General features: G+C 45.3%; 16 protein-coding genes. 11 read left to right on the forward strand and 5 right to left on the reverse strand.

The window, feature by feature from the left end; genetic code table 11:
• Window positions 1-17: 17 nt before the first annotated feature.
• The 5 genes from ACE38W_RS03515 to ACE38W_RS03535 are packed head-to-tail and all read left to right on the forward strand — an operon-like array spanning window position 18 to window position 5,148.
• Entirely contained in the window at window positions 18-1,145 is a 1,128-nt protein-coding gene (locus tag ACE38W_RS03515; RefSeq protein WP_375828850.1) for a glycosyltransferase family 4 protein, read from the forward strand.
• Window positions 1,145-2,086, forward strand: a complete 942-nt coding sequence (locus tag ACE38W_RS03520) for an NAD-dependent epimerase/dehydratase family protein (RefSeq protein WP_375828908.1) — start codon at window positions 1,145-1,147, stop codon at window positions 2,084-2,086. The genes ACE38W_RS03515 and ACE38W_RS03520 overlap by 1 nt, the downstream gene beginning before the upstream one ends.
• Before the next feature lies 1 nt (window position 2,087).
• Window positions 2,088-3,041 (forward strand): glycosyltransferase family 4 protein, encoded by a 954-nt coding sequence (locus tag ACE38W_RS03525; RefSeq protein WP_375828851.1) that lies wholly within the window; start codon window positions 2,088-2,090, stop codon window positions 3,039-3,041.
• The gene (locus tag ACE38W_RS03530) at window positions 3,038-3,571 is read left to right on the forward strand and encodes a hypothetical protein (RefSeq protein ID WP_375828852.1); all 534 of its coding nucleotides are present in this window, start codon (window positions 3,038-3,040) and stop codon (window positions 3,569-3,571) included. Before ACE38W_RS03525 ends, ACE38W_RS03530 begins: the two co-directional genes overlap by 4 nt.
• A 44-nt stretch (window positions 3,572-3,615) precedes the next feature.
• Window positions 3,616-5,148 carry a gliding motility-associated C-terminal domain-containing protein gene (locus ACE38W_RS03535; protein ID WP_375828853.1) on the forward strand — a complete coding sequence of 511 codons (1,533 nt, stop codon included), beginning with the start codon at window positions 3,616-3,618 and terminating at the stop codon, window positions 5,146-5,148.
• Here ACE38W_RS03535 and ACE38W_RS03540 read toward each other — a convergent pair.
• Window positions 5,138-5,890, reverse strand: coding sequence for a tyrosine-protein phosphatase (locus ACE38W_RS03540; RefSeq protein WP_375828854.1), 753 nt, complete (start codon window positions 5,888-5,890; stop codon window positions 5,138-5,140). The genes ACE38W_RS03535 and ACE38W_RS03540 overlap by 11 nt on opposite strands.
• Window positions 5,891-5,937: 47 nt before the next feature.
• A complete protein-coding gene (locus tag ACE38W_RS03545) occupies window positions 5,938-6,411 on the reverse strand; it encodes a GAF domain-containing protein (protein ID WP_375828855.1) in 474 nt (157 codons plus the stop codon).
• 212 nt (window positions 6,412-6,623) lie between these two features.
• Here ACE38W_RS03545 and idi point away from each other — a divergent pair, with 212 nt between their 5' ends.
• Together idi and ACE38W_RS03555 are read left to right on the forward strand one after the other, a co-directional pair.
• Window positions 6,624-7,160, forward strand: coding sequence for an isopentenyl-diphosphate Delta-isomerase (idi, locus tag ACE38W_RS03550; RefSeq protein ID WP_375828856.1), 537 nt, complete (start codon window positions 6,624-6,626; stop codon window positions 7,158-7,160).
• Between the two features lie 242 nt (window positions 7,161-7,402).
• Entirely contained in the window at window positions 7,403-8,377 is a 975-nt protein-coding gene (locus ACE38W_RS03555) for a hypothetical protein (protein ID WP_375828857.1), read from the forward strand.
• A 71-nt stretch (window positions 8,378-8,448) separates the two neighbouring features.
• Here ACE38W_RS03555 and ACE38W_RS03560 read toward each other — a convergent pair whose 3' ends face one another.
• Together ACE38W_RS03560 and ACE38W_RS03565 are read right to left on the reverse strand one after the other, a co-directional pair.
• On the reverse strand, window positions 8,449-9,492 hold the full coding sequence (locus ACE38W_RS03560; protein ID WP_375828858.1) for a hypothetical protein: 1,044 nt from the start codon (window positions 9,490-9,492) through the stop codon (window positions 8,449-8,451).
• 34 nt (window positions 9,493-9,526) lie between these two features.
• Entirely contained in the window at window positions 9,527-10,231 is a 705-nt protein-coding gene (locus ACE38W_RS03565) for a TMEM175 family protein (protein ID WP_375828859.1), read from the reverse strand.
• A gap of 196 nt (window positions 10,232-10,427) precedes the next feature.
• Between ACE38W_RS03565 and ACE38W_RS03570 the strand changes: the two genes are divergently transcribed.
• From ACE38W_RS03570 to ACE38W_RS03585, 4 genes are read left to right on the forward strand one after another with little or no spacing between them, the layout of a single operon-like run.
• On the forward strand, window positions 10,428-11,771 hold the full coding sequence (locus ACE38W_RS03570; RefSeq protein WP_375828860.1) for a TolC family protein: 1,344 nt from the start codon (window positions 10,428-10,430) through the stop codon (window positions 11,769-11,771).
• Window positions 11,772-11,797: 26 nt separating this feature from the next.
• A complete protein-coding gene (locus ACE38W_RS03575) occupies window positions 11,798-12,952 on the forward strand; it encodes an efflux RND transporter periplasmic adaptor subunit (RefSeq protein WP_375828861.1) in 1,155 nt (384 codons plus the stop codon).
• A 22-nt stretch (window positions 12,953-12,974) separates the two neighbouring features.
• A complete protein-coding gene (locus ACE38W_RS03580; RefSeq protein ID WP_375828862.1) occupies window positions 12,975-16,148 on the forward strand; it encodes an efflux RND transporter permease subunit in 3,174 nt (1,057 codons plus the stop codon).
• A gap of 14 nt (window positions 16,149-16,162) precedes the next feature.
• Entirely contained in the window at window positions 16,163-16,918 is a 756-nt protein-coding gene (locus ACE38W_RS03585) for a class I SAM-dependent methyltransferase (RefSeq protein WP_375828863.1), read from the forward strand.
• A 33-nt stretch (window positions 16,919-16,951) separates the two neighbouring features.
• Here ACE38W_RS03585 and ACE38W_RS03590 read toward each other — a convergent pair whose 3' ends face one another.
• Window positions 16,952-19,870 (reverse strand): FAD-binding and (Fe-S)-binding domain-containing protein, encoded by a 2,919-nt coding sequence (locus ACE38W_RS03590; protein WP_375828864.1) that lies wholly within the window; start codon window positions 19,868-19,870, stop codon window positions 16,952-16,954.
• Between the last annotated feature and the right edge of the window lie 73 nt (window positions 19,871-19,943).

Here is a 19,943-nt window from a genome sequence, read left to right on the forward strand (position 1 = left end):
AATTTTAACCATATCTTATGAAGCTGTTTATTGTAGTAAATGTAGACTGGTTCTTCCTGTCTCACAGGCTGCCTATTGCACTGGCCGCAAAAAAAGCAGGCTACGATGTTACCATCGTAACTGCCGATACAGGAAGAGCAGATGACATTCGGCGTCACGGACTGAAAATGATCAACTTTCCTTTTAAAAGGTCAGGGATGAACGTGCGGGAAGAAATGAAATGTATCCGTTGGCTGTATGCACTCTATAAACATCATAAACCAGATGTGCTTCACCATGTCACCATCAAAGTTTCTCTCTACGGCAGCATCGCCGCTCGCCTGAATAAAATGAATGGCATCGTCAATGCCATCAGCGGACTTGGATACAACTTCATCGACAATAGAGGTGGTATCACCCAAAGGATTTTACTGACCATGATGAAGTTCGGATTCAGAGGTGGAAAACGACATTTTATTTTTCAGAATGAAGATGATGTCAGGATGTTCCGCTCCCTGAAAATAGTAGATGATAAAGATGTAACATTAATCAAAGGAAGCGGAGTAGACCTTCAGGAATTCGAATTTAACGTAAAATCGCTTTTACAGGATACCGTTCAGGTATTGCTGCCGGCGCGAATGCTGCGCGACAAAGGGGTGATGGAGTTTATCGCTGCCGCGGAAATGCTCCGCCCTGAACTGGAAGGCAAAGCACAATTTATACTGGCAGGCGATATCGATCATGAAAATCTCGCGGCTATCTCAGCCGAAGAACTCGAAACTATCTCCGATGGTGAATATATCCGTTGGATAGGCTATCAGAGAGATGTACGTCAGGCATTGCAAAATGCCGATGTCGTGGTATTGCCATCCTATCGCGAAGGGCTTCCCAAATCCTTGATAGAGGCCGCCGCTATTGGCCGCCCCATCGTAACCACCGATGTTCCCGGCTGTAGAGAATGTGTGATCCATGAATATAATGGCTTCCTCGTACCTGCTAGAGATGCTGAAACATTAGCCGCCGCTATGCGCAGACTTATCCTTTCCGAGGAGATGAGAATAGCCATGGGAGAACGGTCCAGGGAACTGGCGGAAAAAGAATTTGGCGTGGAGAAAGTGGTGGAAAAAACACTCGACATTTATAAAACCTTAGCACAAGTATCGTGATGAATGTACTGATGAGCGGATATCGTGGGTTTGTGGGTACTAACCTCATCGAATACACGAAAAATAACTGGAATATTACAGGGCTCACCCGCCATCGGCAGGAGAATGATATCCTGCCGAAAGTAATGACCTGGCAAGACGTTTCGGGCGCCGGACTGCCGGATGTATCTACCGTAGTGCATCTGGCAGGTAAGGCCCATGATATGAAAGGAGTAAGCCAGCCTGCTGCCTATTTCGAAGCAAATACGTATCTCACACAGGAACTATTCGATAAATTCCTGCAAAGTGATGCGCGTTGCTTTATCTATTGCAGCAGCGTAAAAGCTGCCGCTGATAAAGTAGACGGCGTACTTACCGAGAACACAGATCCTAAGCCGCAAACAGCTTATGGTAAGTCTAAACAAATGGCCGAAGCCTACTTGCTCCAACAAACATTGCCAGCCGGAAAATCCCTTTATATCCTGCGCCCGTGCATGATTCACGGCCCCGGAAATAAAGGGAACCTTAACCTGCTGTATAATTTTGTGCAACGTGGTATTCCTTATCCATTACACGCATTCGAAAATAAACGCTCCTTCCTTTCCGTAAATAATCTCTGCTATATCATCAACACCATGGTAGATAATGCTGGTAAAATTCCTTCCGGTATATACCATCTCGCGGATGATGAAGCGCTATCTACCAACGAGCTGATGAATATAATGGCCGAGGTAACGAAAAAGAATATACGAAAATGGAATATCAGTCCTTCGCTTATTCGCAAGGTAGCCAGACTGGGAGATTATCTTCACCTTCCACTGAATTCCGACAGACTACAGAAGCTCACGGAATCATACGAAGTATCCAACGAAAAAATTAAAAATGCCCTGTCGCTGCATCATTTGCCCGTGACAGCCAGAGATGGACTGGTAGCCACTATCCAAAGTTTTCAATCAACCTGACATGTATTACCTTATTACTTTAATTTTTCTGCTCATTGCGCTGCTGGTTTATTTTAAAATCGCAGATCGGTTTAATATCATCGATAAGCCTAACCAGCGTAGCTCTCACACCGAAATTACTATTCGTGGTGGTGGAATAGTAGTGCCGCTCGCAGCAGTGGCCTACGCAATTTTATTTCATAGTGTATCGTTGTATGTCGTAGCTGGAATAATTCTAATCAGCGCCATCAGCCTGGCAGATGATATCAGTAGTCTTTCCAATAGAGTCCGCCTACTGGTACAACTCATTTCAGTAGCCATGATCCTTTATGGCCTTGGTGCCCTGGAAACCTGGCCTTGGTGGATGATTGCATTAAGCTGTGTACTCATACTCGGCGTTATTAATGCGTATAATTTCATGGATGGTATCAACGGAATAACCGGACTGTACAGCCTGATCGTACTGCTGAGTATCTGGTATGTCAACGTTTACGTATATACGTTTACAGATAATGCATTTATTATTTTACCAATACTGAGTTGTCTTGTATTCCTGTTTTTTAATTTCAGGACAAAGGCCCGTTGTTTTGCCGGAGATGTAGGCAGTGTTGCGCTCGGATGTTGGGTCGCTACTTTGATTCTCTCCCTGGTGCTTTACAGCAATGACCTGAAATACCTGTTGCTGCTGGCTGTCTATGGTTGTGATACGGTACTCACCATTGTACATAGGTTATTATTAAAACAAAATATTTTCCAGGCGCACCGCTTACATTTTTACCAGGTGCTGGCTAATGAACAACGGGTGTCTCACCTCGTAGTAAGTACCGGCTACAGCATATTACAGCTGTCCATCAATATTATGTTGATCAATACGCACTGGAATTTTATTACCACCTTATTTGTAAGCTGTTTACCACTGGTGGCTATTTACGTAAGCATGAAACCCAAATTAATGACCAAAACAATTGCTGTATGAAAAAAGAAGTAGTTATCTATGGCGCCGGCGGCCATGCCCGCGTAATTTCAGCCATGGTAAAAGATCAGGAGAGAGAAGTATGTTGTTATTTTGATGATCAGGGAGAGGTGGAAGATGTCAGCATTGTGCCCTATCAAGATCATATATATCCGGATGCCTTGATGGTGCTGGCGATTGGGAATAATACTGTCAGACAGCGTTTAGCGGATACCGTGTCGCATGGGTATGCCACCTTGATACACCAGGATGCAAGCGTAGCAGCAGATGTAGCGACAGGGGAGGGCACAGTTGTATTAGCACGGGCTGTTGTACAGGCAAATGTAAAACTCGGTAAACACGTAATAATCAACGCAGGCGCCGTAGTAGATCATGATGCCATCATAGAAGATTATGCGCATATAGCTCCCAATGCCTATATCGGTGGCGGGGCGCATATCGAAAAAGGTGTAGTCATAGGAGCTGGTGCTGTTGTATCCAGATTTGCAAGAGTTAAAACCAATACTGTAGTGCCTCCACTAACCGTGGTATAGCCGCAGTATGGCATCGTTAATCTATATTTTAAACCATGTATTTTATGAAAGCCCTGACTACGATAGTGGTCATAGCCTTGTTATATTGCCATCCGATATTTGCACAGGATATCAGTATCGGAAACCCTTCCATAGAAGGGCCTCCCAGAGCTGGTAGCGTGCCGTTCCCCTGGTTACGGACATTGTCGCCAGACACCCAACCGGGATTTTATGGCATTAGTCTTTCTGCTTCCAATGGTAAAACATACGTAGGCTTTATCAATGGTCACAGATGGGCAGAAGGCATCTCGCAGGTTTTGCCTGCTCCTATGAAAGCCAATACGAGTTATCAATTATCTTTTGATTTAGCATTCCCTGTACACTATGACACCTTATTACTTTGTTCCGGCGCACTCGCCATCTATGGCAGTTTTAGCGACACAGATCCAGGCGACCTGCTCTGGCAGTCCGGAATGTTCACACACACTTTCTGGCAGCGATATACCGCTACTATCAATCCGAAAAAGAATTATCCTTTCCTGGTGCTGATGCCTTATCTGCCTAATGGTTGTAAGGCTAATGGCTATGCAGGTGCATTACTGGATAATATTTCTGCTACATTAGCAGAAGTCCCACAAATCTCGCTGGATGTGCAACCTACCTGTGCAGGTAAAAGAACAGGTGCAGTAAAAGTTAATGTTAGTGGTAGCACACCACCATATACCTATGCATGGGATTCCTCCGCGAATAAAACCGCCTACATTGGGCAATTGGGTATCGGGAGTTATACAGTTACTGTGACGGCCGCAAACGGAGCTACCAACAGGGCTACAGCTTACATTACCGACTATACGCTGAAAGTACAGGCAGTACCTGAGTTACCACACTGCCACGGCTATACGGATGGTACCTTTACATTAAAACCCACCACAGGTGTACCACCATACCTATTTCAATGGCAGAATGGCCATTTTCAGCCGGATTCTCTCATCACAAACCTGAAAGCAGGCAGCTATAACTTTGCTGTGCAAGATGCTGCAGGTTGCATGATGAGCAGCACTGCTGTATTATATGAGCCTGATGTACTCCAGGTGATTAATGTAAAAAAACATGATGTCAGCTGCAGCGAAACGATGGATGGGAAGATTCAACTTACTACCAGCGGAGGTACCAGGCCATATAGCTATAGCCTGCAGTCTGCTGGCTTACAGCCTGATAGCGTTTGGACGAAGTTAGATGCCGGTAATTACCAGTATACAGTTAAAGATATAAATGGATGTGAAACGGGTGGCTCCCAGGAAATAATCCGTTATATGCGCGAATGTGCCGTATTTATGCCAAATGCGTTTTCTCCTAATGGCGATGGCATGAACGATATTTTCCGAGCAAAAGTAAATGACGATGTAAAGGATTTCCGACTGGCGGTTTATAGTCGGTGGGGAGAACTGGTTTTTGAAACACATGACCCGGAAACCGGTTGGGATGGCACTATTCGTGGCCGTCTGGCACAGCTGGAGGTGTTCGCATGGGTGTTGACCTATACCGACAGCCACCAACAGGCCCGTAAACAAACCGGTTCGGTAACACTTATACGTTAAGCATCGGTATCATAGCGTTCTTGAATGGATAAGCCTCTAACATCAACCTTAGCTTTTTGTTGGAGGCAATGTCTTGTATCGCCTGTAAATGTTTCTCGTGATGCAGGTCGGTGCCAATATAATCTGCCAGGTTTTTCTGTACCAGATAATCAGCGGCTTGTTTAATATGTTTGCCGTAATACCCGGTCAGTGAAAGAAGGTTTACCTGCAACATACATCCTCTTTCCTTAAAGCGCGCATATACATCTGGTTTGCTATGATAATAGGCATAACGCTCAGGATGCGCCAACAGCGGTTGATAGCCGGCAGTCTGCAGATCGAAGATCCACTGAAAAATCTGTGGTGGTGCAGACATAAACGACATCTCTACCAATACTGTTTTATTGAAGAGGGTGAGCATGGGTTGCTGTAATGTTTCCGGAAGATTTTCATCCAGGTAGTATTCTGCAGCATGATGAAAAGGTATGCTGTTGCCACGTTTCCTCAATGCTGACAGTACGTCCAGGTAAGGATTTTTCAAGGTCCCTGCATTATTGGGATACCTGTCAGGCATTGCATGCGGTGTAGTAATCACCTGGTGAATACCCAGCTGCTGCAGTTGCTCAATAAAATAAACGCTGCCTGTAATATCACGTACGCCATCATCTACGGCGGGCAGCAAATGTGAGTGTAGGTCAGTTCCCATGAATGCCAGCAACGATTTCGTACTGGCTGCCGGTTCCCGTCTGCGGAATAAAAACATAAGCGGTTTTCTGATAAAGACTAGACTAATATTAAATCCGGTTGTCTTTATATCGAAATCAATGCCACAATTTCTTCCAGGTATTGCTGATCTGTTTCATCAAATTGTGCCAACAGCTCGCTATCTACATCCAGCACACCTTTTACAACTCCATTTCTAATAATCGGAACAACGATTTCGGAACGAGAAAGACTACTGCAAGCAATATGCCCAGGAAATGCTTCTACATCAGGAACTACTAATGTGGTCGCTTTTTCCCAACTGCTGCCACACACACCTTTTCCTTTACGGATACGTGTACACGCTACTGGCCCCTGAAACGGTCCCAGTACCAGCTGATCTTCTTTCACCAGGTAAAATCCAACCCAAAACCAATTGAACTGCTCTTTCAATGCACCTGTAATGTTTGCAAGATTCGCTACCAGGTCTGGTTCTCCGTCTATCAATCCCTTTATCTGTGGTATTAATGAAATATATTGCTCCGCTTTTTCTCCTTTGGAAATTCTTAAATCGTCAGCCATAAATCAAAGGTAGGATAATCGTAGTATAATCTTTGTCATACCAATGGCATACTTAATTACACTTATATAAATATTTGTTCATTTTAGGTTTTATATCGTATATTTATTCGAGTAACCATACATCATTTCAGTGAACTTGCTAAATTATATCAGAAGCAAAAAAAATTTTAAACTTACGGCAAAACCCTAAATTAAAATAACTTTGTTGCGCTATGAAAATACCTGAAGTAATACTTGTAAACGAATCAGACGAGGCAATCGGAAAAATGGAAAAACTAGAAGCTCATCAAAAAGGGTTACTCCATAGAGCCTTTTCCGTTTTTGTTGTAAATAATGCCGGAGAAATTCTCATTCAGCAAAGAGCCCTGGACAAGTATCACTCAGGCGGCCTATGGACAAACACTTGTTGTAGTCATCCCGCACCTGGCGAAACTACACTGGAAGCTGCCCACAGACGTTTATTGGAAGAAATGGGGTTTGACTGTCCTTTACAAGAAATATTCTCGTTTACCTATAAAAATATTTTTAACAACGGTCTTACTGAGCATGAATTTGACCACGTGTTAGTAGGTACCTATAATGGCCCTGTTCATCCTAATGCCGAGGAAGTGAATAGTTATCAGCATCTGACTGCTGATACTATCTTGAATTTGATGGAGAAAGAACCGGATAGCTTTACAGTATGGTTTCACAAAGCTTTGCCAATGGTATTGGAGCACCTCAAATTAGCCGGAGAAGTGAAGATATAATCTGTTTATAGTTTAATTCGGATAAGCTTCAGTAGTAATCACTACTGTTTTCCTATGTCATCAATGCCACAGGCCTGTCCGTTTTTTTATTATTCTATCTACTGTTGACCGATCACCGTTACCGCCATTTATGGCGCTGAACTGCTATTTGCTTATTAGATACACTGCGGCCGCCTGCCCGCAGGGGAAAATTGCTATACCATCATTTCAAGCTTCAAATGTTAACTTAAAATCACAGGCACATGAACGCTATCCAACTTCCGGCGCTACGGTATCCGTTTCCGTCAAGAGTAAATCCGCGCGCAGTCGACGCGCAAATCCATGTCACCAACTGGGTTAAACAATTTCAACTGATCTCTTCTCCAATGGCGCAGGCAAAATTTGACCGCGCCCAATTCGCATGGCTCGCTGCTAGAGCCTTCCCCGATGCCGCATTCGATGAACTCTGTCTGATCGCCGACTTCAACACATGGCTCTTTCTTCTCGATGATCAATGTGATGAAAATGCCGCAGGTAAAAAAGCTGCTTACCTGCGTACCATCATGACGGGACTCATGGACATCTTCCGCCAAAACAAAGTATTCTCCCTCGAAGAGGCTGGCCCTTTACCAGCTTCTTTGTCAGACATCTGGGCCCGAATGCGTAACATCAGCCAACCCGCATGGAGACTCCGGTTCATCCGCAGCATGGAAGACTACTTCAACTCCTGCATCTGGGAAGCAGACAACAGGGAAAATAACATAGTGCCCTCACTCAAAGACTATGTACACATGCGCCCATATACCGGCGCCCTCTTCGCAGATGTAGAAGCCATCGACATCATCGAAAAAATCTACCTGAGGGAAAATGTGCTCTACAACGCCATCCTGCAGCGTATGATCCTGGCATGTAACAATATTGTTTGCTGGTCAAATGATATCATCTCCTGTAATAAAGAATCCCTGCAAGGCGATGTACATAACCTCGTGCTGGTACTTAAACATGAACAGCAACTCAGCCTGCAGGACGCTATCTCAGAAGCAACTCGCATGCACAACGAAGAATTAGCCATCTTCCTTGTATTGGAAAAATTGCTGCCAGTACAACACACCGATGAAGACTATGAATTGCTACGCTACGTATCTGTTTTACGCAGCTGGATGATTGGCAATTATGAATGGAGTGTTATCGATACCGGAAGGTATGATGTCGCTAAAAAAGTTGCTACTGCCAAATAAAAAGATGGGAGTCTTGTTATTAAAGCCCGCTTGCGGGCTTTAATTTTTTATGTCGTAAGCCGCCATACCTGCTACTTCTCTTTCTGCGCAGGTATCGTTCTCCGCTTTTCTATCAATCTTCCTATTCCCCAAAATGACAAAGCCAATATCCCAAAGAATAAGCCCTTGTTTGTTTTGTCCCACAGGTATTCGAAATATCTTGTATAAAGATTTAATAAGAAGAAGATAACCCCGAGATCCCTTATCATGGTGTCTTTCAGTCTTAACCCAAGGAGAAAGGCCACAACACACTGCACCGTATATACCACCACCCACGACAGCAGATGTACCTGCCGCAATTGCTGCCACTGGTCCCAGGTGCCAGTATTACCAAAAATAGAGATCAGCCAGCCTGAAATCATAAATAATAACCAACCACCACTGTGCGTAATATCTCTGATAGGACTATACAATTTTGTATTTTTCATCAGCGCTGCTGCAATGATCAACACTAATCCCAGCACCGCCATACGGCAAGGGAGGTTCATCCCAAGGAAATATTCATTGTCGCTGGTTATATAATAGGTAAGTTTCACATAGGCAGGGATGAGACATAGAAGCGTTGCTACCCACAACAACCTCGAATGTAACGTCAACGCCAACACGCCGAAAATAGCGGTAGCCAGCAGCCAGAACGCACCGTAGTTGCCATCCAGGTAGTTGACAGACTTGCCCAGGTATACTACGGTAACGCCTGTACTAAGTACCGGCAGCAGCCAAAATAATTCCCTGTTAAAGGAAAAACCGTATTCATGGCGCTTTTTACGCCAGCCGTGTATACAAAGGAAAATGGTCAGTATCCCAAATAGCAATGCGATAACACCATCGGTGAGCGCAAATTTTTTGCGGATGATCTCAATCCACTTTTCATCCAGCACCAGCGATCCAAACGCCATCAATGCGCAGGATATGGCCGCAATAAATATGTATAAAGCTATGGTTTGCCAATCGCTGGTACGTATACGGATACTATCGTTCATTTTGCCGGCCTGGTCTGCCGAAATAATGTCCGTTTTCTGCCACTCTGCGATGGCCCGATGGAGGATTTGCGCCTCTCTGTTATCTAATTCAGGCATGTTTTGGTCGATAGTCAATTTTTTAGTGAGATGCCTACAGGTTTTTATCCCCGATATGTACTGCCCTCAGCGTATTTCTTTTCTTGATCTTTAATCGGAAATGATTAAACAAAGCCAATGCCGGAATACTCCAGTAACTCATATACTGATAATGGGTATTTTCAGGAAAGAAAAAATATACCATAGTAATCACCGTGAAACCAGTAGCCATCGTCAGGAAATTGTATTTATAACGCTGGTACATGATCTCTTTTTCTGTGAAATGCCCTGGAACAGCGAGTGATGGCTTCTTCTGAAACATATAGTAAGCTAACCAAAAAAGCGCTGCCAGCGCACCCGCCAGGTTACAGAGATATAGGAACAAAGGCAAAATAAAATGCGATTTCACATGCGTCAGCGCCGACGCCGTAAACGGAAAAATGACAATGAAAAACAGGAAAAACAAATTCCTGTTAATCAGTCCACTATCATAGTGCTGCAAAAAACGACACAATAACAGGTGTCTCCGCCAGAAATTGCCGAGAAAAGCAAATGTGCCCATAAAGATCAGAAATTCAAGCAGTACAGGTTTCAGATATGGCATATAATTCGTTACCGGCACAGTATCAGGGATCTCAGGAAGTTTGATCTCAATGATCAATAAAGTGATCGCAATGGCAAATACTCCATCACTAAATAGAATCAGCCGGTCCAGCTCTAATTCCCGGTGTTCAGATTTGGGTTCCTTAATAACAGACATTGACATAATAGGAGTACATCATTTTTGATAGACAACAGCAATATACAAAGTATCCTAATAAAGCTAAAAAAACCGTTCCTCCGTACCCGTTGTCATCCTTCCGCATTTCTGCCATTTTCCGGATGATCACCGTCAACATTTTCAACATTTTATTGTTATCTACCTAACAATCGTCATAGACCGTCAATGATTTCTTATGCGTGGCACTCTTTTGCTGTTATCTCTTTTATTGATATTCGGATCGCAGGTTTACGCACAGGTAGACACCTCCAGGACAGGACCCTATGCTTTCAACCTAAATGATTGCATCTCCTATGGCCTTGCCCATCATCACGACGTGGTAAATGCACACCTGGATGTAAAATTCTCGGAAGAACAGGTAAAAGAAGCTACCAGCAAGCTTTTACCACATGGGAATATCTCTGCTGCTTTTACAGATAACCTGAAACTGGCAACAACCTTCATCCCCGATATCGCCAATGGTAACTATAATACCCAAATCCCTGTTCAGTTTGGTACTAAATTAAGTTCATCGGTTTCCGGTGAAATTGACCAGACTATCTTCAACAGCGATTACTTCCTTGGACTCAAAGCTTCCAGGGTCTATAAAGACCTCTCCCGGAAAACACTCACCCAAACGAATATTGAAATCATAGTAGGTGTTACCAACGCTTACTATGCAGTGTTGACAAACCAGGAAGCTATCCGGCTCACCAAATCCAACCTGGATCAGCTGACCAAAACCCTCCAGGATATCAGGAACCGCTATGATCAGGGTGTTGCAGAAAGAATTGATGTAGATCGTATCCAGGTATCATACAATAATACAGTCACACAAGTCGGTAACCAGATACGAATGCTCGTATATGCCTTACAGTTATTGAAGTTCCAGATGGGTATGCCGCAGGAAAATCAGCTTACCCTCACCGAATCCGTCAGTGATCTCGACGCATCCCGTTTTCTGTCCGATACGGTCAACTACCACGTAGATGATCGTATTGAATACAGCATGCAACAAACACAGATCGCCCTGTATGAATTACAGCTGAAAAGCAAAAAAATGCAATACCTCCCATCCCTAAATGGTTTCGTAAACTATGGATGGAACTGGTACTCCAAGAAATTTAAAGATCTGTACCATGTTGGCTATGGCGCCTCCGCACTCGGTATTACCCTGTCCTGGCCCATTTTCACTGGCTTCGAAAGGTATCACCAGATAAAAGAGAACGAGATCACCGTACAGAAATCTAAAAATGATCTCGATTATCTCAACCAACAAATATCTATACAGGTAAAAAGTGCAAATACCGATTACCTCAATAATAAGGACAACTACGTTACTGCCAAGAAAAATATGGACCTAACGCAGGGCATATACGACAGGATCGTACTGAAGTTTGACCAGGGTGTAAGCACCAGCCTTGATGTGCTCTCCGCCGAAAATGAGCTCACAAAGGCACGCACAGACTATATCACTGCCATGCTTAATATCCTTATCAGCAAAACTGCATTGGATAAAGCCATGGGCAAAATCAAGTAATTCATAAAATGTAATTTCTTCTCCATATGTATCTGAAAAATTATTCAAGCATATTCCTTGTTGGAGCAGCGGCGATATTCAGCGCCTGTGGTGGTGGTAAATCGAAACAACAGGGGATGATGGGACCAATGAGAGCCACTGTTGTACCTTATACAGTGCAACCTGCATCCTACACGGTGGTGGAGAAGTTCCCTGCTACGCTCATTGCCAATAACATTGTCGAAATCAGGGCCGATGTTACCGGATTCCTTGATGCTATCAAAGCCCCTGATGGCAGCAGGGTAGGTAAAGGACAGGTGCTGTACCAGATTGAAAAAAGCAGGTACACCGCCGCCCTTAATCAGTCTGCCGCCAGCGTATCACAGGCCCAGGCCGACCTCGCACTGAAACAACGCGATTTCGAACGCTATAATAACCTCCTACAACACGACGCGATATCAAAACAAACAGTCGACCAGGCACATACTGCCCTGCTCACTGCCCAGGCCAACCTGGAAGCTGCCAGAGCTGCCGTGGCGCGCGCCAGCACCGACGTAAACCACTCTACCATCAAAGCACCGGTAAGTGGTAAAATCGGTATCGTTCAAATTAAAGTAGGTGATATCGTCAACGCTGGCCAGACCGTGATCAATACCATCGTCAATGAAGACCCCATGTATGTGGACTTCGACGTACCTCAATACAGAATGCAGGAATTCCTCGGACTGAAAAGCCGTCCGGGCGACTTCAAATTCTTCCTGCAATTTACTAATGGTGAACGTTATAGCTCCGCCGGAACTATTCTTACCATCAACAATATTGTAGATCCCAGCACTGGTACCGTGAAGGTCAGACTACAGTTTCCCAATAAGGAAGGACTGCTTACCTCCGGTATGAGCCTCGTAGTACTCATGCAGTATGCCACGTCGGCTAATCAGTTGGCCATTCCTGCAAAAGCAATTGTTCAGAACCTGTCAGAGACCAGTGTCATGCTGCTAACCAAAGACAATGTCATTCAACAGAAAGGCATTATCCCAGGCGCAGTTACTGATACTATGCTTATCGTGAATGGTGGCCTCAACGCTGGCGACAGAATAGTGGTAGAAGGTCTGCAAAAAGTAAGACCAGGAGATACAGTAAATATTGCCGGCGCAACACCGCCTGCAGGCGCCGGTCAGGCCCCTGCACCATCAGGCAAATAATCATCAAAACTATTCTCACAGCATGATTTCGAAAACATTTATAGAGCGCAAGAATACGACGATCGTGATTGCAATTATCCTGGTGATTGTAGGCTTGATCTGTATGTTCAATCTGCCCATTGCGCAGTTGCCCGATATTGCTCCTCCGGTAACGGATGTACGTGCCACTTATGTGGGCGCCAACTCCACTACCGTGGAAGAAACCGTAACCACACCTATCGAAAACCAGGTGAATGGTACCCCCGGTGCTATGTATATTCAAAGCGTTAGCGCCAACGACGGGTCCATGAGTATCACCGTTACCTTCAACCTCGGAACCGATCCCGACATCGCTACATTGGACGTACAAAACCGCGTAAGCCTGGCACTTCCCAGTACGCCGGATGAAGTACGTCGTGTAGGGGTTACCGTTAAAAAACGTTCCAACGATATGTTGATGGTAATCGCGCTGAACTCTCCCAAAGGAACACATAGCCGCGAATTTCTCGATAACTATATGAACATCTACCTGAAACCAGAACTCGCACGTATTTCGGGTATTGGTGATGTGAATGTTTTCTCGCAGGATTATAGTATGCGCGTATGGCTGAATCCTGATAAAATGGCTGCTGTAGGCCTCACGCCGGGAGATGTGGCTGCCGCCATCGCAGAACAGAACCAACAGGTAGCCGCTGGTGCAGTAGGTTCTCCTCCCATCCATAAAGAACAAGCCTTTGAATATACAGTGAGTGTAAAAGGACGTCTGGCAACCTCTGAAGAATTTGGTAACATCGTAATTCGCCGCAGCCAGAATGGTTCTCTTATCCGCTTGAGAGATGTGGCGCGCATCAACCTCGGTTCCTTTACTTATGCTATTGAGGCAAAAGCTGATGGTAAAACCGGTAGTGGTTGCGCCCTGTACCTCTCACCAGGCGCTAACGCCCTGGATGTAAATGATCGAGTACTGGCTAAAATGGCTGAAATGGCCAAGTCTTTCCCTGAAGACGTCAACTGGCTGGTGCCCTTCGAAACAACGTCTTTCGTAAAAATCTCAATCGACGAAGTAATACATACCTTCCTGGAAGCGCTTGCACTGGTGGTACTGGTGGTTTTCATATTCCTCCAAAACTGGCGCGCAACACTGATCCCGGTATTGGTTATCCCGATATCGTTGATTGGTACATTCATCTTCTTCCAGTTGTTGGGCTTCTCTATCAATACGCTCACACTATTCGGGTTCGTACTCGCTATTGGTATAGTGGTGGATGATGCCATTGTGGTGGTGGAGGCGGTACAGCATCACATCGATGCAGATCTGATGTCGCCGCGGGAAGCCACCTATAAGGCCATGTCGGAGGTACAGGCGCCGGTAATCGCTATCGCCCTGATCCTGGCAGCGGTATTCGTACCAGTAGCATTTATACCAGGTGTGAGCGGAAGATTATACCAGCAGTTCGCACTAACCATTGCTTTCTCGGTACTGTTGTCCGCATTCCTGGCACTAACGCTAACGCCTGCACTAACAGCCATACTCCTGCAACCTGCACATCTCAATAAAGAATCACATGGGCTGAACAAGATCTTCTTCAAATTCAACCAGTGGTTCGGCAGAGTGACAGACAGATATGCAAATGGCGTAAAACATTCCATACACCAAACATGGGTGGTTCTGATTATCCTGGCAGTATTGTTCGGTACTGCTTTTTATCTCTTTAAAAAGACACCAACAACGTTTGTACCACAGGAAGATATGGGTGCGATGTTTATTGCGTTGGAACTACCGGATGCGGCTTCTACAGAAAGAACAAAAGCAGTGGTAGATCAGATCAATCAGATTCTGTTGTCAGACAGCGCAGTGAATCACTTCTTCGGTATTGCAGGTATCAACTTCGTTGCCAATGCTACCAAACCGAATGCAGGTACCTTCTTCGTGAGTCTCAAACCCTGGGACGAACGCTATAAACATGGCGATGATATAGGAAAGGTATTGGGAAGAATTACCGCACAGACTTCTCGTATTGTGGGAGCCACCATCATCTGTATCCCGGCGCCTACGTTGCGTGGACTAGGTAATACGGGTGGTTTCTCTTTCATCATGGAACAGAAGTCCAACCCTGACCTGGCGCAGTTTAACCAGGTACTCGGACAGTTCCTGATGACAGCCAACCAAAGACCGGAAATTGCTCGTGCCTACGCTTTCTTCAGCGCAAATACGCCACAGTTCAATGTGGATGTGGACCGCGACAAATGTAAGCAGCTGGGTGTATCCATCAGTGATGTATTCGGTGCGCTGCAAACATTCCTGGGGGGCTTATATGTAAATGATTTCACCCGCTTCAGCCGCAGCTTCCGTGTGGTATTGCAGGCCGATTCATTGTATCGTACCAGCATCGACAACCTGGCTACTTATTATGTAAGAAATAATGTGGGGCAGATGATCCCATTGAGTTCTCTCATAACTTCCAAAAAAGGTGGAGGTGCGCCGGTAATCAATCACTTCAACCTCTATCGTGCCATTGAAATTGATGGTGATGCACAACAAGGCTATAGCTCCGGTGATGCGATCAAGGCATTACAAGACGTGGCTGCTAAAGTATTGCCTTCCAACTTCGGTTATGAGTGGGCCAATGTATCACTGCAGGAAATTGAAGCTGGTAATAAAAGTCTGCTCATCTTCGCACTCTCTATATTGTTTGTATTCCTGTTGCTGACAGCATTGTACGAAAGCTGGTCGGTACCTTTCTCTGTACTTCTGGCTGTTCCGGTGGCATTGTTCGGTTCTATCCTGGCATTGTTTCTTACCAAACAGGCTAACAGCGTGTACTCACAGATTGGTCTGATTACGTTGATCGGATTGTCGGCCAAAAACGCCATCCTGATCGTAGAGTTCTGTAAAGAACGTGTAGACCGCGGTATGCCATTGCTGGCAGCTACCATAGAGGCGGTGAAACTTCGTTTCCGTCCTATTCTCATGACCTCCTTCGCGTTTATCTTGGGCGTGGTGCCATTGTGCCTGGCAAAAGGTGCAGGTGCAGCCTCCCGTGTAAACATTGGTTTTACGGTAGTAGGAGGTATGCTGGCGGCTACTTTGCTGGGAATATTCAGTGTGCCGGTATTGTACGTATTGATTACCAAAATTTCCTATGGTAAGAAAAAACTGGCAGAACTGGAAGCACATGGCAATGAAGAGAAAAAACCTAAAGGTCTGGGTGAATAAAGTATCTTCCCTGCATGAAAAATACCGAACGTTTTAGTACACGCGTAGAAAACTACGTGAAATACCGTCCGCATTACCCGGATACGTTATTGCCTTTCCTGAAGGAAGCCGGTGTATTGCATCCAGAAACAATAGTAGCGGACATCGGCGCTGGCACAGGCATTTCAGCCAGCCCTTTCCTCGAAAACGGTAATGAAGTATATGCTGTTGAACCCAATGCTGAAATGCGGGAAAAGATGGTGGACTTACTATCTCCATACCAAAATTTTAAAGCAATTGCAGGAACGGCAGAACATACCACCCTGCCGGATAATAGCATAGATCTTATCATTGCCGGACAAGCGTTTCATTGGTTTGATCCTGCTGCCTCAAAAATAGAATTTGAGCGTATAGGCAAGCCCGGTAGTTACATCGCTTTGATCTGGAATGTACGCCAGGTGGAGTCGCCCTTCGAAAAGGCCTATGAAGTACTGCTTAGAAAATATGGGACTGATTACAAGGAAGTGAATCACAAAAATATAGGAGAGGCGCAAATGAACAGCTTCTTCGGGCCACAGGGCTATAAGCTGAAATCACTGAATCATTTACAGCTGTTTGATCTGAAAGGGATTAAAGGAAGGTTGATGTCTGCCTCTTATGCCCCTTTGCATGGGCCTGAGCATGATGCCATGATGCGGGAGTTGGAAGAGATCTACGAAAAAAACAACGAAAATGGTATGGTGAAATTTCATTTCCATACCGAAATATACCTGGGACCAACCCATGCTTAGGCGTGGTCCCGGCATAAATCTGACAGTCTGGCCTTAGGCCAGGCTGTCGAATAATATTTCAATCGGGTGTTGTGCTATTACACCTGTACCATCTTTCACCTGGTGGCGGCAGCTGGTACCAGGAGCCGCGATGATAGTGCCCGCAGCAGCGTTTCTAACCGCTGGGAACAATACCATTTCACCGATTTGCATACTTAGGTCATAGTGTTCCTTCTCATAACCAAAGGAACCTGCCATACCGCAGCAGCCGGAAGGAATTACTTCTACGGTGTAGTTCTGTGGCAGACTAAGCATCTTTTTGGAATGTAAAGCTGAAGACAGTGCTTTCTGCTGGCAGTGACCGTGTAGTTTGATATGTTGTGGCTTGCTGGTGAACTGGGCAGCGGTAATATTACCTTTGTCGGCCTCCATAGCCAGGAACTCATCTACCATGTATACATGCTTGGCCAGTTTCTTAGCACCATTGCGAAGCCCGTCTCTTACCAGGTCTGGATATTCATCGCGGAAACTCAGGATGGCAGAAGGTTCTACCCCTAATAACGGCGTATTCTCGTTTATTATACTCTGGAAGATGCGCACATTATCTTCTGCAATTTCCCTTGCTTTGCGCAGCAACCCTTTAGACATATAGGCTCTGGCACTTTCAGGGTGTTCTATCATTTTTACTTCGTAACCCAGCTTGGATAGCAGCTTCACGGCTTTGATGCCGATAGGAGTGTCGTTGTAGTTGGTAAACTCATCGCAGAAAAGATACACCTTACGGCTACCTTTCTTCGTTTCCTGGCGCCATTTGCGGTGGTACCATTTGCGAAGAGTGATTTTATGTAAGCCAGGCAGGGAGCGTTTTTGAGCGAAGCCTGAAAACTTGCGGATAAGATTCCCTGTCAGCGGATTTTTAATTAATCCATTATAAGCCCATGGCAGTGTAGATGCCAGCGCAGAGAGTTTGGAGTAATTCCCGATCATGTTTGCACGAAGCGGAACACCATTGGCATCATAATAATGTTGCAGGAATTCCATTTTCAACTTCGCCATATCCACGTTAGACGGGCATTCTGACTTACATCCCTTACAAGCAAGGCAAAGGTCAAGCACTTCATAAATTTCCTTATGATCGAAGCGGTTGTCTTTGTTGGAATGTGTGAGGAATTCACGTAAGATGTTAGCGCGAGCGCGGGTGGTATCTTTTTCATTTCGGGTAGCCATGTAGCTTGGACACATAGTGCCGCCACTGAGCTCCGTTTTACGGCAGTCGCCGGAGCCATTGCATTGCTCTGCGTGTTGCAGGATGGTTTGCTCAGGGAAATGAAAAATAGTATTAATGCTTGGTGCTGCCTGTCCTGGTTCATAGCGCAGCATGCTGTTCATAGACGGTGTATCTACAATCTTATTAGGATTGAAGATATTTTCCGGGTCCCAGGTATATTTTATCTGGCGCAGTATTTCGTAGTTTCTTTCGCCTACCATCTGCTTGATGAATTCGCCACGGAGGCGGCCATCACCATGCTCGCCGGAAAGAGAGCCATTATATTTTTTCACCAGTGTGGCAATCTCCTCTGCGATTTTTCTGAAGAGATGATTACCTTCTACTGTTTTCAAGTTGATGATAGGGCGTAAGTGTATTTCGCCGCTACCTGCATGTGCATAGTGTACTGCGTAAAGGTTGTACTGCTTCAGGATATCGTTGAAGTCGCGGATAAAAGCTGGCAGGTCTTCTACTGCTACGGCAGTATCTTCGATTACTGGTACTGCTTTCTCATCGCCAGGGAGGTTGCTGAGTAATCCCAGACCGGCTTTACGCAGGGCCCATATTTTTTTGCTATCGTCGCCGAAGAGTAATGGGAAATGATATCCCAGGCCAGCTGCGCGTAGTTTGGCTTCTACTTGTGCGCAGATAGCGGTTACTTCTTCACGGGTATCTCTGCAGAATTCAACTACCAGAATGGCTCCAGGATCGCCTTGTACAAAGAAACGGTTCTTGCTTTGTTCGATATTATCTTTTGTACACTCTAGGATATAATGATCGATTAGCTCACTGGCGCTAGGTTTGAAGTCCATAACGAGTACGTTTGCACGTAGCGACTCATCGATATTGTTGAAGTGTATGCAGAGGAGACCTACTTCCTTGGGAGGGAGTGGGTTTACATGAAGTTTTATTTCTGTGAGGAAGGCCAGTGTTCCTTCGGAGCCGGCGATCAGCTTACAGAAGTTGAAATCTTCGGAGCCAGCGGTGAATGGAGCTGTTTCCAGCAGCATATCTACGGCATAACCGGTGTTACGACGTGGAATACTTTTTTTAGGGAATTCCTTACGGATTTCTTCCTGATTATTATGATTGCTGAGGATATTGCGAATCTGTTGGTAGATGCGTGTTTCCAGGGAATCGGGCGCCTCGCATTTTTGATGGAAGCTGTCGATGTCCATGGTGCCAAAAGTAGTTTCATTGCCGTCGCTGAGGAGGGCTTTTACTTCCAGCAGGTGTTCGCGGGTACTACCGTAAACAACAGAATTGGAGCCGCAGGAGTTATTACCTACCATCCCGCCGATCATGGCGCGGTTGGCGGTAGACGTTTCCGGACCAAAGTAGAGACCATGTGGTTTGAGGAACATATTCAGTTCATCTCTGATCACCCCTGGTTGAACTCTTACCCATCCTTCTTCTTTATTGAGTTCCAGAATTTTAGTGAATGTGCGGGAAACATCTGTCACGATACCGTTTCCTACTACTTGTCCGGCAAGCGAGGTGCCTGCAGTACGAGGTATCAGGGAAGTTTTGTTTTCACGGGCAAAACGGATCAGTGTTTTCAGATCTGCCACATCGGCCGGAATCGCCACTGCAAGGGGCATTTCGCGGTATGCCGAAGCATCTGTGGCATAAAGGGTCCGCATGGTGTCATCTAAATATAGCGTGCCTTCCAGTTCCTGGGCCAATAGCTCTAGCTTGTCGCGCATGATTTAAGTACCTGTTTATGAAAGGGCGAAATTAATATATCAGGTTGTCTTTTTCATCTCCTGTAATAGAATC

Source organism: Chitinophaga sp. Hz27, from assembly GCF_042263525.1.
In the GTDB taxonomy this organism is placed as follows: Bacteria; Bacteroidota; Bacteroidia; order Chitinophagales; family Chitinophagaceae; genus Chitinophaga.